The organism is Deinococcus gobiensis I-0 (genome assembly GCF_000252445.1).
Classification (GTDB): Bacteria; Deinococcota; Deinococci; order Deinococcales; family Deinococcaceae; genus Deinococcus; species Deinococcus gobiensis.
Genome location: NC_017805.1, coordinates 339,203 through 354,211, shown reverse-complemented (window position 1 = coordinate 354,211; position 15,009 = coordinate 339,203). Strand labels below are relative to the sequence as shown.

Genomic DNA, 15,009 nt, shown 5'->3' with positions numbered 1-15,009 from the left:
CTCAGCCTGGTAGGCCGGGAACGCTGAAGGCCCGCAGGGTCACGCCCTCGGCCTCCAGCGCGGCGCGCACGGCGCGGGCGATGGCCGGGGCCTGCGGGTTGTCGCCGTGGACGCACAGGGTGTCGGGCCGGGCCTCGAAAAAGCCGCCGTCCAGCGCCTCCACCCGGCCCTGCGTGACCATCAGGACCGCGCGCCGGGCCGCCTCCTGCGGGTCGTGGATGCTCGACCCCGGCAGCGAGCGCGGAGCCAGGCGGCCGTCGCGCAGGTAGGCCCGCTCGGGAAACAGTTCGAGGACCACCGGCACGCCCAGCCGCCGCGCCTCGGTTTCCAGCAGGGTCGCGGGCAGCGCCACGAGCGGCAGCCCGAGGTCGCGGGTCGCCCGCGCGATGGCCTCGGCGGTCGGGGCGTGCGTCCAGGCGCGGGTCGAGAGCGCGCCGTGCGGCTTGACATGCCGCAGCGTGAGGCCGCTCGCCCGCGCCATGCCCTGCAATGCGGCGATCTGGTACAGGGTGTCGGCGTACTCCTCGTCAGGCGTCGCCTCGACGATGCGCCGCCCGAAGCCCACGCGGTCGGGGTAGCCGGGGTGCGCGCCCACGCCCAGGCCGTACCCCTGCGCCAGCTCCAGCGTGCGCCGGATGGTGAGGGGATCGCCCGCATGGAAGCCGCAGGCGACGTTCACCGAGGTCAGCGAGGGAAAGAGCGCCGCGTCGTCACCCATCGCCCAGGGGCCGAAGCTCTCTCCCGCATCGGCGTTCAGGTCCACGCTGAGGCCGCTCACCGCCCGCCTCCGGGGCGTATGGGTCGGCGGTGTCGGCAGGCCCGGCCGGGTCCTCTCGTCTGTTGCCCTGCACGGTTCTCGCTGTTCACGGTCAGCGTCCATTGTGCCCGATTTTTTCCGTGCCGCGCCGCTGCCGGCGACCGGGGGACGGGTGGAGGGAGGCCTGCCCGTGTCGTCAGGACAGCGCCGATGACGCCTCCGGACTGCTGGCCTCGGCCGGCCCGGCCCGGCAAACTGGCGGGCCGGCCGGCGGGAGCTCGGCAGAGCGCCGGAACCGCTCCGGATGCCGGCTCAACCGTCCTGGCCCGACCGGGCCGCGTGGGCCAGTGCCGCCGCGCCCAGCAGCGGGGCCAGCTCGAAGGCGCGGCTCTGGCGCACCTGACAGCCGGGCAGGGCGCGGGCGACCTCCGGCCCGAACAGTCCGAAGGCCCAGCTCACGCTGCCGCCCAGCACCACCGTATCGGCCCCAAAGCGCTCGGCCCAGGGGCGCAGCAGCGTGCCCAGGCCGTGCCCGAACTGCCGGAACGCCGCCCGCGCCAGCCGGTCGCCGTCCTCGGCGCGCTGGGCCAGCACCACGGCGGGCAGGCGCTCGCCCAGCGCCTCCTCGCCCAGCCGTTCGAGGGTGCGCCCGCAGGCGTGGTCCTCAAGGATGCCGGGCCCGACCTGCGGGTCGCCGGCCGGCATGTTCCACAGCTCGCCGCCGGGGGGCACGTCCGCGCCCGAGGTGACGACCCGGCCCCCAGCCACGAAGCCCGACCCCAGGCCGGTCCCCAGGGTCAGTCCGATCAGGCGCGCGCGCGGATCGGCCCCGGCGCTCCACCACTCGCCCAGTGCGAAGAGGTCGGCGTCGTTGCCGAACACGATCTCGGGCACGGTGCCCTGGGGACCCACCTGCCCCCGCAGCCGCGCGGCCAGCAGGGGCCGCAGGGCCACGTCGTACAGGCCGGGAAACTTGTGACGCATCTGCGAGCGGCCGCTGCGCGCGTCGAAGGGGCCGGGAACGGCCACCCCGATCTGTACGGTGTCCTGGCCGTCCCCGGCGCAGGCTTCCAGTGCGGCCTGGGTCCAGGCGTCAAGCAGGGTGTCGGCTGGCGCGCTGTGGTGCACGCTGCGCCGGGCCGTGCGCCGCACCTGCCGGGTGTCCAGGTCCACCAGCCCGGCCGTGACGTGGCTGCCGCCCACGTCCAGGGCCAGCGCCGCCGCGCTCATGGCGTGTCCTCCAGCTCCAGCCGCAGCGAGATCACCTCGAAGGGCCGTACCTGAAGGTGCAGGACGCCGCCCTCCAGCCGGTCGCCGGGCTCGCCGGGCAACGCGTCTTCGAGCAGGTTCACGCGCCGCGCCCCCGCGTAACCAGCGAGGTCCACGGTGGCCTCGCCGCGCTGACCGGCCGGCTCGTACACCCGCAGGATCAGCCCCCGGCCGTCCTCGCTGCGCTTCAGGGCGCTGGGCATCAGGGGCAGGCCGCCGAGCTGCGGGGCCGGGCGCAGGGCCAAGTGGCCCGCGTGGGCGAGCAGGGGGCTGTTGAGGTCCAGCGCCTGCGCGGGGGTGCGCGCCGCGCGCCAGTCGCCCGCATGGGGGTACAGGGCGTAGGTCAGGTGGTGCGCGCCCAGGTCGGCCTGCGGGTCGGGCCACATGGGGCCGCGCACCACGCTCAGGGCCAGCAGCCCGCCGCGCACGCTGTGGCCGTAGCGCCCGCCATTGAGCAGCGAGACGCCGTAGCCGGGTTCCGAGAGGTCCATCCAGCGGTGGGCACTGATCTCGAAGTGCGCGGCGTCGTCGGGCGTGTTGCGGTGCGTGGGCCGGGGCTGGGCACCCAGGGCGGTCTCGGCCCAGGCCTCGTGCGTGCGCACGTTCAGGTCGCTCTCGGCGCGCAGCAGCGTGTGGCGCTCCTGCCAGTCGAGGTCCAGCGTGACCTCCAGCCGCTCCATCCCGGCGCACAGCCGGAAGGTCTGGGTGACGCGGCTCTCGCGCCAGGTCCGCGTGACCTCCACTGTGCCCCGCAGCGGGCCGTCCTCGACCACGCGCACGGTGCAGGGGCCGTCCAGCACCTCGGTGTGCGCCGCGCCGACGTCGCGCGCCACGTCCCAGGCGTCCCAGGCGTAGGGCAGGTCGGGGTAGGCGCGCAGGACATGGCCCTGCGGCCCCAGCACCTCGCGCCCGGCCCGCAGGTCGCTCAGGCGCCGCAGCGTCCCGTCCCCGCCGATTTCGGCGCGCAGCAGGCCGTTGTCGAGCACGGTGCTTCCGGCGTCCTGCCTCACCTCGACGGGCGTGGGCAGAGGCGCGGGCGTCGCCACGTCGCTGCGCCGCAGTGTCAGTGTGCCCAGCGCGGGCACGAGCACCTCGGGCGCATGGACCAGTAGGCCACCTTCCACTGCCTGGGCAGGCAGCGGCGCATCGTCCGCCGTCAGGTGTCCGGCGTCGTCAGGCAGCAGCACGCTCAGGGGGCGGGGCCAGGGCAGCGGGTTGGCGACCGTCCAGGTATCCGCCTCGGGGGTCCAGCAGCTCCGGGCCAGCTCGGCGGCGCGGGCCGCCACGCCCTCCAGCTCGGGCACCGTGTCGCCGTATACCTCGTGGATGCTCGACCCCGGCAGGATGTCGTGGAACTGGTTGAGCAGCGTGGTTTTCCACAGCTCGGCCAGTTCGGGCTGCGCCTGGGCCCCGCTCAGGGCACACAGCGCCTCGGCTTCCAGCAGCCGGTGCTCGGCCTGGCGGTTGAGGTGCTTGACGCGTGCCTGCGAGGTCAGGGTGCCCCGGTGCAGTTGCAGGTACAGCTCGCCGGCCCACACCGGCAGGCCCTCCTGCGGCAGTTGCCGGAACAGGTCGTCCACGCGGGTCATGTGCAGGGCGGGCAGACCCGGGAAGTCGCGCAGCAGGTCGTAGGCCTCCAGCATGGGCGCGCTGGGGCCGCCGCCGCCGTCGCCGTATCCGAAGGTAAAGAGGCTGACCGGCGCCTGTTCGTTCCAGCCGGGGGCCGCCTTGCCGCTGAAATTCTTCCAGGTGCCCAGCAGGTCGCTGGGCTGGATGTCGCCGTTGTAGCCGCCCAGGCCGGGCCGGCTGCCGCCGGGGTTGTTCAGGCTGTGCGCCGGGATGCGCGTGCCGTCCAGCCCTTCCCACAGGAACAGGTCATGGGGAAAGCGCGTCTCCTCGTTCCAGTTGAGCTTGGTCGTGAAAAAACCGGTCACGCCGCCCTGGGCCAGCAGTTGCGGCAGCGCGGGCGTGAAGCCGAAGGTGTCGGGCAGCCACGCGACCTCGCAGGTCCGGCCGAACTTCTCGCGGAAGTAGCCCTGACCGTACAGCAGGTGCCGCGCGAGTGCCTCGCCCCCGCTCATCTGGCAGTCGGGTTCGACCCACATGCCGCCCACCGGCTCGAAGCGGCCCTCGGCCACCCGGCGCGTGATCTTCTTGAACAGCTCGGGGTCGTCCTGCTCGATCCAGGCATAAAGTTGCGCGCTCGACTGGTTGAAGGTGAAGTCGGGGTAGCGGTCCATGAGTTCGGCGACCGTGTTCAGGGTACGCACGCCCTTGCGCCGCGTCTCGTGGACCGGCCACAGCCAGCCCAGGTCGAGGTGCGCGTGCCCGGTCAGGGCGAGCTGGCCGCGCGGCGGGTACTCGGCGCGCAGGTGGGCCAGTCCGGCGCGCAGGCGCGTGCGGGCCTCGTCGGCGCGCGCGGCCAGCTCGGGGGACAGGGGCGCGGCAGCGGGCAGCTCGCGCGGCAGGCTCCAGATACCCTGCGTGAACGCCTCGCCGCCGCCCATGTCGTGCAGTCGGGCGAGGTGCCCGGTCGCCCCCGAGGGCCACGCGAGCGCGCCGACCACCTCGTCGGTGAGGTTCAGGAGCCGGGCGGCGATCTCCGCCCCGTAACCCTGGCCCGCCAGGTCGTGGCCGCCTTCCAGCGCGCCGCGCCCGAGCGTGCGGACAGCGGCGGCCGTCACCGTGAGGTCGTCCAGCAGCGCGCCGACCTGCGGCTGGGGCGCGCACACCCGCGCGCGTTCCAGGTGCGGGCGCGGCACCGGCGACCCGAACAGCCCGCGCGGCACGGCCTCGATCTCGATGCTCAGGCGCTGGCCCGCGCGGGCGCTGGGGGTCAGCGGCGCGCGGCGGTGGTAGGGGTTCAGGCCGCCCCGGTAGGCCACCTCGCCGTCCAGCGAAGCCGTGAGCAGCGCCTCGCCGCCCACGTCGAGCAGCAGCTCCAGCGGCAGGCCTTCCCAGTCGGGCGTGACGGTCCAGTCGCAGCGCAGCCGCACGGGCTGGTCTTGCAGGGTGCCCGGGCCTTCGGGCCAGGGCTGGCCTTCTTGCAGGCTCACCCCGGGGCGGCCGGGCGCCTGGAAGGTCCAGTCGGGCAGGGTCACGGCGCGGTCGTCACGCCACGCGCCCAGGCGGCCCAGATGGCCTTCGAGCTCGCGCAGCCGCCGTTCCAGCCGCGAGAGGGTCATGCCCGCTCCGCGATCACGTCGAGGCGGGTCAGGACCGTCTCGGCCAGCAGGCTGTTGGCCCAGGCGAACCAGGGACGCGAGTAGGTGTCGGGCGCGTCGGGGTCGAAGCTCTCGTGCATCAGGCCCGTGCCGGCGGTCGTGCGGGCCAGGGTGTCCAGCAGGGCGACGACCTCGGCGCGGCCCTCCGGGGTGTCCTGCGCCGTCAGGGCCTGCATGCACAGCGCGATGGGCCAGATGCGCCGCCCCGGCGTGTGGGCGCTGCCGATGCCGGCGGCGTGCTCGCCCACGTGGTAGTGGGGGTTGGCGTCACTCAGGATCATGCGCCGGGTATTGAGGTAGGTGGGGTCGTCGGCCCGGCAGTAGCCCAGGTAGGGGGCCGCGAGCAGGCTGGGCACATTGGCGTCGTCCATCAGCAGCCAGTGGCCCAGGCCGTCGGTCTCGTAGGCGTAGACCCGCCCGAACTCCGGGTGCTCGGTGACGCCGTGCGTCTCGATGCCCTCGCGGATGTCGGCGGCCAGCACCTCGGCGCGCCCGGCCAGTTCGGCGTCGCCGTACAGCTCGCGCACGAGCTGCGCGGCCTGGCGCAGCACCACGGCGGCGAACATGTTGGCCGGTACGAGGTACGGGTAGGTGCAGGCGTCGTCGCTGGGCCGGAACCCCGACCACACCATGCCGGTGGGGGCGTGCGCCGCGCCCCGGCCGCCGCGCACCAGGGTGTCGCTGGGCAGCACGCAGTATTCGGCGGGCCGCTCGAAGCGGTAGTCCGAGCGGCCGTCGTGGTCCTGTTCGGTTTCCATGACCTCCAGAATGCGCTCCAGGGTGGGGCGCAGGTCCAGGGGCAGCTCGCCGGTCGCCCGCCAGAGGCGCCACGCGAGCCACAGCACCGAGCACAGCGAGTCCAGCTCGAACTTGCGCTCCCAGACCCAGGGGCCGGGCGCCGGCACGTCAAAGTGGTATTCGTTGCCCGGCTCACGGTTGAACGCGTTGGCGTAGGGGTCGGTCTCCAGCAGGTGGGCCTGCTGAAGCAGCACGCCGGCCACCGTGCGGCGGACCTCGGGGTCGGCGGCGCACAGGGCCAGGTAGGGGCTGACCTGCGCCGCCGAGTCGCGCAGCCACATGGCCGGGATGTCGCCGGTCTGCACGAAGGTCCGGCCCTCCGGGAGGTCTTCGAGGGTGGTCTGCCAGGTGTTCGGGAAGCACTGCGTGAACAGGGTCGCCAGTTCGGGTCTCCCGGCGAGGCGGGCGCGCACCTGCGAGATCACGGTGAACATCGCCGGGGTGAGGTCGCGGCGCGGCTCGGGCATGGGAACGTCGTGGACGGGCGGGGCGGGGGCAGGGTGTGAACTCATGGGAAGGTCCTCGTCAAGAAAAGAAGAACGGGAAAGTGAGGAACGGGCAGGCCGGTGAACAGGACCCGTGAAAAAGAAGGGTGCCGCCCAGTGGGCCTGGGCGGCGGAGGGAGGGCCGGGAGGGGGGAGTGGCCCCCCTGCGAAGCGCCCGAAGCGCCTCAGCCGCTCAGTTGCAGTTGGACTTGTAGACGTACTGCGCGAAAGCAGGCTGGTTGATGTTGCTCTGGGTCAGGCCGACGCCGCCGGTGGGCTGCGACTTGGCGACGGCCTGGCCCATCAGGGCCTTGCGGGCGGTTTCGACGGCCAGGGCGCCCATCTGGGCGGGCTTCTGGGCCACGATGGCCTGGATCTGGTTGGACTTGAGGGCCTGCACGAGTGCGGGGGCGGCGTCGAAGCTCACGACGCTGATCTTGTCGCGGCGGCTGGCGGGCAGCTGGCGGATCGCCCCGGCGGCCACGAGCGCCTCGTTGTTGGCGATCAGGAACATGCCGGTGATGTCGGGGTTGGCGGCGAAGGCGGCGCTGAAGGCCGAGGCGTCCTCACTGATGCCCTTGTAGGCGATCTTGATGTTCTTGTGGTTGGCCTTCATCTCGTCGATGAAGCCCTGGATGCGGTCGGCGACGGTGGTGATGCCGGGCGTGATGGGCGGAATGAGCGCCGTGCCCTTCTCGCCCATCAGCTTGGCGAGGGTGCGGGCCGCTTCGGCGCCCAGGGCGCGGTTGTCCGAGGAGATGTTCGAGACCACGAAGCCCGAGTCGGTGAGGCGCGTGTCCACCCCGACGATCTTGATGCCCTTGTCGTTGGCGGCCTTGAGGGGCGCGTACAGGGCGCGGCCGTCGTTCACGGCGATGGCGATGGCCTGCACGCCGCTGGCGGTCACGGCGTTGACGACCGGGGTCTGGAGGGTGGCGTCCCAGCGGGGCGCGCCCTGGATGGTCAGCTCCACGTCGCCCAGGCGCTTGGCGGCTTCCTGCGCGCCGCACTGCATCGAGGTGTAGAAGTTGTCGGTGGTCGTGCCCAGGATCAGGGCGATGCGGTACTTCTTGGCGCTCGCGGCGCTCTGGGCACCGGCGCCGTGGGCGCTGGCGGCGAGGACGAGGGCGGACAGACCGGCGGTAATGAATTGACGCATGTGGATCTCCTTGGGGGTGGTCCTGTCAGGACCGGCAGGGGGACGGAAGGGTAGGGCGGTCAGGGGCCGGGAAGGCGAGAAGGCTCAGCCGCCCTCGGTCCGTCCCCGGCGCTTGACGAGGTCGATGTAGACGACGGCGATGAGCACGATGCCGACGATGATGTACTGCCAGTAGGGAAGGACCTGCATCATCACGAGGCCGTTGGAGAGCACGCCGGGGATGAAGACGCCGATGGCCGTGCCGATCACGGTGCCGGTGCCGCCGAAGAGACTGGTGCCCCCCAGGACCACGCCCAGCAGCGCGGTGAGGTTGTCGTTCTGGTGGGCGGCCAGGGTGGTCGAGCCGTAGCGCGCCAGGCTCATGAAGCCGGCCAGTCCGGCCCCGGCGCCCGAGATGAGGTACAGGCTGATGGCGACGCGGTCCACGTTGATGCCGGCGCGGCGCGCGGCCTCGGCGTTGCTGCCGATGGCGCAGGTGTACTGCCCGAAGCGGGTCTGCGAGAGCACGAAGGCCCCGATCAATACGGCGGCGGCGGCCACCAGGATGGGCACGGGCAGGCCCAGGATGCGGCCCTGGCCCAGCGTGTCGAGCATGACCTTGGGCACGGCATACAGGTCCACGCCCCCGGTGATGACGTAGGCGGCGCCCTGGGCGATGCTCAGGGTCCCGAGCGTCACGATGATGCTGGGCACGCGCGCCTTGACGATGAGAAAGCCGTTGAGCAGCCCGGCGAGCAGGCCGGTGCCCAGGCACACGGCGAGGCCCAGCAGCACCGCGCCCCAGCCGCCGTCGCTGCCGCCCGCCAGGGTCATCGCCTTGGTGCCCAGCACGCAGGAGAACACGAGGACGGCGCCGACCGACAGGTCGAAGCGGGCGCTCGTCATGATGAAGGTCAGGCCCACGCCCAGTAGCACGATGCCCGAGTAGTCGACGAGCAGCGTCTGGAGGTTGTAGAGGGTGGCGAACTTGCCGGGGAACAGGGCGGCGAAGATCGCCATGACCACCAGCAGGGTGCCGGCCGTCAGGGTCGCCTGCGAGGTCAGGAGGCGGCGGGCGGCGAGTTTCAGCGGCGAGGACGGCGCGGCGCCGGAGGGACGCGAAAGGCTCATGCGGCTCCCGGAACGCTCAGGCCGGTCATGGCGGCCACGACGTCTTCGATGGTGGTGTCGTTCTTGTGGAACTGCGCGACGCGGCGGCCCAGGCGCAGCACCTCGATGCGGTCGGCCACCTCGAAGACGTGCTGCATGTTGTGGCTCACCAGCACGACGGCGATGCCCTGGTCGCGGACCCGCAGGATCAGGTCGTTGACGTGACGCGCCTGCACCACGCCCAGGGCGGCGGTGGGTTCGTCCATCAGGACCATCTTGCTGGCCCACACCATCGCGCGCGCCACCGCGACGCCCTGGCGCTGTCCTCCGGACATGCCGATGACCTTGGCCTGCGCGTCCTGGATGTTCACGCCCAGACGGGTGAAGGCCTCGACCGTGCGCTCACGCATGGCCTTGCGGTCGATGACCCCCAGGCGGCCGAGCAGGCCGGGGCGCAGGATTTCGCGGCCCAGGAACAGGTTGCCCGCCGGGTCCAGGTCGGGAATCAGCGCGAGGTCCTGAAAGACCGTCTCGATCCCCAGGCTGCGGGCGTCGAGTGGCGAGCGCATCTCGACCGGCCGGCCCTCGACGAGCACCTGGCCCTCGTCGGGGCGGATGGTGCCGGTGATGGCCTTGACCAGCGTGCTCTTGCCCGCGCCGTTGTCGCCCAGCAGCGCCACGACCTCGCCGGGATAGACGGTGAAGTCGGCGCCGCGCAGGGCCTCGACGTGGCCGTAACGCTTGGTGATGCCCCTCGTTTCGAGGAGGGGAGCGGAAGCGGTGGGCGGCGAATAGGTCATGGACACCTCGGGGCAAGGCGAAGGCCGTTGTCAGGCGACAAAAACGGCGACGATAGGGGAACAGCGGGCGTGTCTCGGCAGATGCACGGTGGGTTGTGACAACGTTGACATGATCGTAGTGACCTCTGATTTGACTGTCAAGTCCCGGCCTTGCGGTCCGGAGATGAGAGCGGGCGAAGGTGAAGCCCGATTTTGTCTGCCTGTGTGGGTCCCGGTGCCCCGCGCTGCCGGCTGACTGCTCGTCTAGACCGTCTGTCTTGTTCGGACATCGCAGGTCGGTGGTGGGGGAGTCGTGCCTCACGGCCTGCGTAAATGCACAGATTTTCCGACAACGTTGTCATAGGATGCCGCATGCATTTCCGTTTCTTCGCCCCCCGGTCCGGAGGTGGGGCATGAGCGACTCCGCCAAATCCAGGTCGGCGGCGCGGCCTTTGTCGCTGCCGCGCTCAGCCTCTACACTCCCCCCTATGAGTTCCCGGCCCACCATGCACGACGTCGCCCGGCTGGCCGGCGTGAGCATCAAGACGGTGTCGCGGGTGGTCAACCAGGAACCGCGCGTGGACCCCGACACCCGCTCACGCGTGCAGGAGGCCATCGACGAACTGGGTTTCCGGCGCAACGAACAGGCCCGCAGTCTGCGGCCGGGGCAGTCCACCGCCCTGATCGGGCTGGTGACGGGGGACCTGAGCAACCCCTTCTATTCCTCCATCGCGCGCGGGATCGAGGAAGTCGCCCACGAGCACGGCCACCTGCTCCTGACCGCGAGCAGCGAGGAACAGCCTGGGCGCGAGCGGCAGGTCATCGGGGCCTTCTTGCAGCACAACGTCGCCGGGCTGGTGGTCGTGCCCACCCCCCAGGCGCACCTGCAACTCACGCCCGAGGCGCTGCGCGGCATTCCGGTTGTGGCCGTGGACCGGCCCATCGGCCCGACGGGCACCTTCGACTCGGTGGTGCTGAACAACCGGGTCGGGGCGCACGCGGCCGTGACCCACCTGCTGCGCGACGGCCATACGCGCGTCGCCATGATTGACGGCGACCCCGCCGTATACACGGGCCGCGAGCGTACGGCCGGCTACCTGGAGGCCCTCGCCGAGGCCGGGCTGGCGTCGGACCCGGCCCTGATCCTCCAGGGGTACCACGGCGACCGGCAGGCTGAGGCCGCCATGCACCTGCTGCTGGACATGGCGACGCGCCCCACGGCCGTCTTCGTCACGAACAACCGCATCGCATTGGGGGCGCTCAAGGCCCTGCACGCCCGGCGCCGCAGCCTCGCGCTGGCGAGCTTCGACGATTTCGAGCTGGCCGGCATCCTGCCCACCCCCATGACCCTGGTGTCCTACGACGCGGTCGAGATGGGGCGTCAGGCCGCCCGGCGGCTGTTCGGCCGCATCGAGCGCCGGGGCGGCGCGCCCGCCGACATCATCATTCCGGTCAAGCTCCACCTGCCGGAGGAGACGAACTGATCCGGGACCGGGCTGGAGCCTGAAGTCCGGGAAGGGGGCTGATCCGGCCGCCACCGCCGGAACAGCGGCGCTCCTACCCGCCGATGCCGGGGGCTTCCAGCGCCACCGGCTCGCCGCCGCGCCGGGCGGATTCCTGCATCGCCAGCACGATCTCCTGGTCGAGCCGGGCCTGCCAGGGGCCGTAGCTGGGGTCGCCCCCGCTGCGGACCGCCCCGGCCAGACTGGTCAGGCAGCCCGCCACCCCGATCTCGTCGTCGTGCCACTGCGGGCCGTGGCCCTTGCGCGCGGGCCGGAAGGGGTTGACCCAGGTGACGGTGGGCTGCGCCGGGTCGCCGGTATGGGCCACGATCTCCCGCAGTGCGCCGCCGTCGTTGCGCTCCAGGCGGCGCTCCAGGGTGATGAACTGCGGAGCCTCGCCGTCTGGGGTCAGGAGGCTCAGGCGCTCCTGTACGTCCAGGCCCACGCCGATGCTCAGGCCCATGCCGCGCTCGGCCAGGAAGCGGCCCGAGCGCCACCAGCGCAGCGCCGAGTCGTAGCCCACGCTGGTCCAGTGGAAGAGACCCACCTGCCCGCCCTCGAACTCGACCAGCCCATGCTCCTGCGTCTCCTCGCGGGGGCCACGGGTGCCTTCCAGCAGGGACCAGTGCGCCGCCAGCGGGTAGGCGTGGACCGAGCCGCTGACGCTCAGGGGACGCGCGCCGAAGCCCAGGTAGCTGCGCATCACGCTCACGCCGTGGTAGCCGTGCCCGGCGAAATCGTTGAACGAGCTGTGGACCCGCCCGAACAGCCCGCTCTCCAGCAGCCGCAGTTTGATCTGTTCCATCGGGCGGCGGTGGAACTGTTCGGCCACCTCGATCTTGACCCCCCGGCGCTGGGCGGCCGTGATGATCGCGTCGGCCTCGGCCAGGGTCGGGGCGATGGGCGTCTCCAGCAGGACATGTAGGCCATGCTCCACCGCCATGAGGCCCACCTCGCCGTTGGCCGCCCCGGCCACCGACACCACCGCGAGGTCGGGGGCCGTCTGCCGGATCAGCTCGGCGAGGTCGGTGAAATGGGGCACGCCCAGGCTCTGGCCCAGGCGCGCGGCGCTGGCCTCGCGTCGGCCCCACACCGACACGAGGTGCAGGTCCGGTTCCAACCCGCGCAGGAGGGGACCGTAGAGGTAGTCCGAGCGGGCCGAGGTGCCGACGATGGCGACCCGCAGGGGCCTTGGGGCAGAGGTCATGGCCCCAGCATAGGCCCGGCGGCCGGCCGAGGGGGGGGTCAAGCTTCCCCCGTCGGGGGGAAGGGGGGTGAAGAAACCCTTATTTTGGCTGGGCAGCCAATTTCCTGTCTGAGACGACTAAAAAGGGCCGTTTCCCGGATGATCCGCCGTTTTGACAGATTTATCACAGTTCAATATGGAACCTTTCGTTGGCGAGCGGTAAATCTTTGCTCATCTCGTCACGAGGGGAGAGGGCGAAGGAGCCGCGCCTGGACGCGAAAAGATGCACAGGTGCGCAGACGTGAACGGTGGTCAAATGGCTAGACCGGCGATTTGACACGGCTGTCAGGTGAGGTTTTTTACATTTCTCGGCGCTGAGTCGCCGACGTGCAGGACAGGATCGGTGCCCCTTCTGCCCGCCTCTGGTCTGCCCCCCGCCCCCCACCGTCTCAAAGGAGTGTTATGGCTATCTTCGGTGACCTCGAGCACCACACGCTCACCGATCTGTTCAAGATCCTACAGACCCGGCCCGGAACCCTGTTCTTCCACCAGGCCTACCAGGGCCGGACGGTCGAGATGGTGCTGGAGGGGGGGCGACTCAACGCCCTGTACATCGACGGCTTTCCGGTGCCCGACGCGGCGCAGGCCCAGGCCACGGTGCAGCACCTGCATGCCCAGGGGCGCGGGGCCTTCGAGTTCCAGCCGCTGTCGCAGACGCCGGGGGCCGGGGCCCGCCAGGGCGCGCGGCTCTACGCGCTGCCGCTGGGCAGTCTGCTTCAGGACCCGCTGCTCCAGGCCGTCCCCGCCGACCAGCTTCCGCACCCGGAAACCCGGTTCGTGGCCCAGCCTTCCGGGGCCGAGGTTCCGGCCGTCCTCGCGTCCGGCTGGTCGGTCCTCGCGCCGCATCTGCGGACCGGGGCCAGCGCCGCCGATCTCGCCCGTCAGACCGGCCAGCCCGAAGCCGAGCTGCTGCTCACGCTGCACCGCCTGCGCGCCGCCGGCCTGATCGCCCCGCTGCGGACCGTGGCCCTCTCTGCCTCTGCCCCGGCCCCCACCCCCGGTCCGTCCCTTGTCCCTTCCTCCGCAGACGTGGCCGCTCCGGTGGCCCCGGCCCCCCTGCTGCGCCGGTTGCTGGGCGCGCTGCGCCGCCTCACCGGCTCTGGAGCCGCATGACCTTTCCCAGCGCCCTGCCCCTGAAACTGGTCGTCTCCGGCCCGGTCGGGGCCGGCAAGACCACCTTCGTCCAGACCCTCTCGCAGACCCCGGTCGTCGCCACCGAGGCCGAGGCCAGCGAGGACATCGGCAAGGCCAATACCACGGTCGCCTTCGACTACGGCACGCTCGTCCTGGGCGGCCAGGAACTGCACCTCTACGGCACGCCCGGCCAGGACCGCTTCAGCTTCATGTGGGAAGTGCTGTGTGAGGGCGCGCTGGGCCTGGTGCTGCTCGTCGCCGGGGACCGCCCGCAGGACTTCCTGCCGGCCCGCAACATCTTCGAGTTCATCACCAGCCGTATCGCCGTGCCCTTCGTGATCGGCGTGACCCGCCAGGACCAGCCGCGTGTCTGGTCGCCCGAGGACGTCGCGCTGTATTTCGACCTGCCTGCCGACCGCGTCCTGGGCCTGAACGCCACCTCGGAAGAGGACGCCCGCCAGGTCCTCGCCCACCTTCTGGAACTCACCCTGAACGCCGCCTCCGGCGTTTCTGCCCCGAACGCCGGCCTTTCGCCCCTCTTCTGAACCCTGCAAGGAGTTTCCCATGACCGCGACCCTGAGCAAGCAAGACCGCCTGAACACCACCCTGACCACCCTGCGCGCCGCCCTGCCGGAACTGCGCGGCGCCCTGATCGCCACCGTGGACGGCCTGCCCATCGCCCAGACGATGGGGACGGGCACCGACGCCAACCGCGTGGCCGCGATGGCCGCGACCGCCCTGGGCCTGGGCAAGCGCATCAACGACACCCTGGGCTCGGGCGCCCTGACCGACATGAGCGTGGGCGGCAGCGACGGCCAGGTGTACATCTACGCGGCGGGCGCCAAGGGCGTGCTGGCCGTCGTGGCCCCGACCGGCGTGAACCTCGGGCTGCTGCACATGGAAGCCCGCGACGCTGCGCAGGAAGTCGCCGGCATCCTCTAAGCCCCCCCGCCCGGACCCTCCAGCCATGACCGCGTCCGGCGACGGCCTCAAAGCCATCCTTTCGAGCCTCTATCCCAGGAGAACCACCATGACCACTGCCACCGATTCATATGTCCGGAGCGAGCTGGGCGAATTCAGCTCGGTCGTCTGTTTCAAAGCCGTCATCGTCGGCGTCGAGGACACCCTCGGCCCGGACGGCGCGGCCGTCGTCTTCACCCGCGCCGGAAAGGTGCGTGGCCGTGACCTCGTGGCCAGCCTGAACCTGACGGGCAGCAACGTGCCGGTCGAGCAGCTCGCCGGCCTCCTCAACCAGGCCATCGGCCGCGACGGCACCCGTCTGGCCGCCGTCCACCGGGCGTACTACGAGGGCGAGAACGTCGTCATCGAGACGCAGGACACCGTCTGCTCGGCCGGCGAGCCGCAGGGCAGCGACCGCAAGTGCACCTTCACGCTCGGCGCCGTGTGGGGCGCCCTGGAAGCCGTGACCGGCAACACGTACCTCGGCGAGCATACCGAGAGCGTCCTGCGCGGCGGGACCAGCGACAAGTTCGTCTTTTCGCCGCTCTGAGCAACGGAATACGCTGATCCGCGCAGGCCAGGCCGGGGCACGCCGCGCTGGCCTGCG

General features: G+C 71.6%; 13 protein-coding genes. 5 read left to right on the top strand and 8 right to left on the bottom strand.

Going from position 1 to position 15,009, the window contains the following annotated elements; translation table 11 throughout:
• Position 1: 1 nt before the first annotated feature.
• From DGO_RS16540 to DGO_RS16510, 7 genes are all read right to left on the bottom strand, one after another.
• A complete protein-coding gene (locus DGO_RS16540; protein ID WP_014695713.1) occupies positions 2-718 on the bottom strand; it encodes a LamB/YcsF family protein in 717 nt (238 codons plus the stop codon).
• Between the two features lie 351 nt (positions 719-1,069).
• Positions 1,070-1,987, bottom strand: coding sequence for an ROK family protein (locus DGO_RS16535; protein WP_014695712.1), 918 nt, complete (start codon positions 1,985-1,987; stop codon positions 1,070-1,072).
• Positions 1,984-5,211, bottom strand: a complete 3,228-nt coding sequence (locus DGO_RS16530; RefSeq protein ID WP_014695711.1) for an alpha-mannosidase — start codon at positions 5,209-5,211, stop codon at positions 1,984-1,986. Before DGO_RS16530 ends, DGO_RS16535 begins: the two co-directional genes overlap by 4 nt.
• Positions 5,208-6,560, bottom strand: coding sequence for a glycoside hydrolase family 125 protein (locus DGO_RS16525; protein WP_226991522.1), 1,353 nt, complete (start codon positions 6,558-6,560; stop codon positions 5,208-5,210). The genes DGO_RS16530 and DGO_RS16525 overlap by 4 nt, the downstream gene beginning before the upstream one ends.
• A gap of 166 nt (positions 6,561-6,726) precedes the next feature.
• A complete protein-coding gene (locus DGO_RS16520; RefSeq protein ID WP_014695709.1) occupies positions 6,727-7,692 on the bottom strand; it encodes an ABC transporter substrate-binding protein in 966 nt (321 codons plus the stop codon).
• Positions 7,693-7,776: 84 nt separating this feature from the next.
• Positions 7,777-8,802, bottom strand: coding sequence for an ABC transporter permease (locus DGO_RS16515; protein ID WP_014695708.1), 1,026 nt, complete (start codon positions 8,800-8,802; stop codon positions 7,777-7,779).
• A complete protein-coding gene (locus DGO_RS16510; protein ID WP_014695707.1) occupies positions 8,799-9,581 on the bottom strand; it encodes an ATP-binding cassette domain-containing protein in 783 nt (260 codons plus the stop codon). Before DGO_RS16510 ends, DGO_RS16515 begins: the two co-directional genes overlap by 4 nt.
• 467 nt (positions 9,582-10,048) lie before the next feature.
• Here DGO_RS16510 and DGO_RS16505 point away from each other — a divergent pair, with 467 nt between their 5' ends.
• Positions 10,049-11,044 carry a LacI family DNA-binding transcriptional regulator gene (locus DGO_RS16505; protein ID WP_014695706.1) on the top strand — a complete coding sequence of 332 codons (996 nt, stop codon included), beginning with the start codon at positions 10,049-10,051 and terminating at the stop codon, positions 11,042-11,044.
• Positions 11,045-11,117: 73 nt separating this feature from the next.
• Here the strand turns inward: DGO_RS16505 and DGO_RS16500 are convergent, their stop codons facing one another.
• Complete coding sequence (locus DGO_RS16500) at positions 11,118-12,269, bottom strand: Gfo/Idh/MocA family protein (RefSeq protein WP_014695705.1); 1,152 nt, start codon at positions 12,267-12,269, stop codon at positions 11,118-11,120.
• 441 nt (positions 12,270-12,710) lie between these two features.
• Between DGO_RS16500 and DGO_RS16495 the strand changes: the two genes are divergently transcribed.
• The 4 genes from DGO_RS16495 (at position 12,711) to DGO_RS16480 (ending at position 14,952) form a co-directional block, all read left to right on the top strand.
• Positions 12,711-13,421 carry a hypothetical protein gene (locus DGO_RS16495; RefSeq protein WP_014695704.1) on the top strand — a complete coding sequence of 237 codons (711 nt, stop codon included), beginning with the start codon at positions 12,711-12,713 and terminating at the stop codon, positions 13,419-13,421.
• Positions 13,418-13,987 carry a GTP-binding protein gene (locus DGO_RS16490; RefSeq protein WP_014695703.1) on the top strand — a complete coding sequence of 190 codons (570 nt, stop codon included), beginning with the start codon at positions 13,418-13,420 and terminating at the stop codon, positions 13,985-13,987. Before DGO_RS16495 ends, DGO_RS16490 begins: the two co-directional genes overlap by 4 nt.
• Positions 13,988-14,006: 19 nt before the next feature.
• Entirely contained in the window at positions 14,007-14,384 is a 378-nt protein-coding gene (locus tag DGO_RS16485; RefSeq protein WP_014695702.1) for a roadblock/LC7 domain-containing protein, read from the top strand.
• Between the two features lie 88 nt (positions 14,385-14,472).
• Positions 14,473-14,952, top strand: coding sequence for a hypothetical protein (locus DGO_RS16480; protein WP_043804198.1), 480 nt, complete (start codon positions 14,473-14,475; stop codon positions 14,950-14,952).
• Positions 14,953-15,009 lie beyond the last annotated feature (57 nt).

What these genes read in the sequence shown, in the direction of transcription:
- DGO_RS16525 (WP_226991522.1), bottom strand. Translation starts at nt 6,560, where the DNA reads ATGAGTTCACACCCTGCCCCCGCCCCGCCCGTCCACGACGTTCCCATG.
- DGO_RS16530 (WP_014695711.1), bottom strand. Translation starts at nt 5,211, where the DNA reads ATGACCCTCTCGCGGCTGGAACGGCGGCTGCGCGAGCTCGAAGGCCAT.
- DGO_RS16500 (WP_014695705.1), bottom strand. Translation starts at nt 12,269, where the DNA reads ATGACCTCTGCCCCAAGGCCCCTGCGGGTCGCCATCGTCGGCACCTCG.
- DGO_RS16505 (WP_014695706.1), top strand. Translation starts at nt 10,049, where the DNA reads ATGAGTTCCCGGCCCACCATGCACGACGTCGCCCGGCTGGCCGGCGTG.
- DGO_RS16510 (WP_014695707.1), bottom strand. Translation starts at nt 9,581, where the DNA reads ATGACCTATTCGCCGCCCACCGCTTCCGCTCCCCTCCTCGAAACGAGG.
- DGO_RS16515 (WP_014695708.1), bottom strand. Translation starts at nt 8,802, where the DNA reads ATGAGCCTTTCGCGTCCCTCCGGCGCCGCGCCGTCCTCGCCGCTGAAA.
- DGO_RS16535 (WP_014695712.1), bottom strand. Translation starts at nt 1,987, where the DNA reads ATGAGCGCGGCGGCGCTGGCCCTGGACGTGGGCGGCAGCCACGTCACG.
- DGO_RS16540 (WP_014695713.1), bottom strand. Translation starts at nt 718, where the DNA reads ATGGGTGACGACGCGGCGCTCTTTCCCTCGCTGACCTCGGTGAACGTC.
- DGO_RS16490 (WP_014695703.1), top strand. Translation starts at nt 13,418, where the DNA reads ATGACCTTTCCCAGCGCCCTGCCCCTGAAACTGGTCGTCTCCGGCCCG.
- DGO_RS16520 (WP_014695709.1), bottom strand. Translation starts at nt 7,692, where the DNA reads ATGCGTCAATTCATTACCGCCGGTCTGTCCGCCCTCGTCCTCGCCGCC.
- DGO_RS16495 (WP_014695704.1), top strand. Translation starts at nt 12,711, where the DNA reads ATGGCTATCTTCGGTGACCTCGAGCACCACACGCTCACCGATCTGTTC.
- DGO_RS16480 (WP_043804198.1), top strand. Translation starts at nt 14,473, where the DNA reads ATGACCACTGCCACCGATTCATATGTCCGGAGCGAGCTGGGCGAATTC.
- DGO_RS16485 (WP_014695702.1), top strand. Translation starts at nt 14,007, where the DNA reads ATGACCGCGACCCTGAGCAAGCAAGACCGCCTGAACACCACCCTGACC.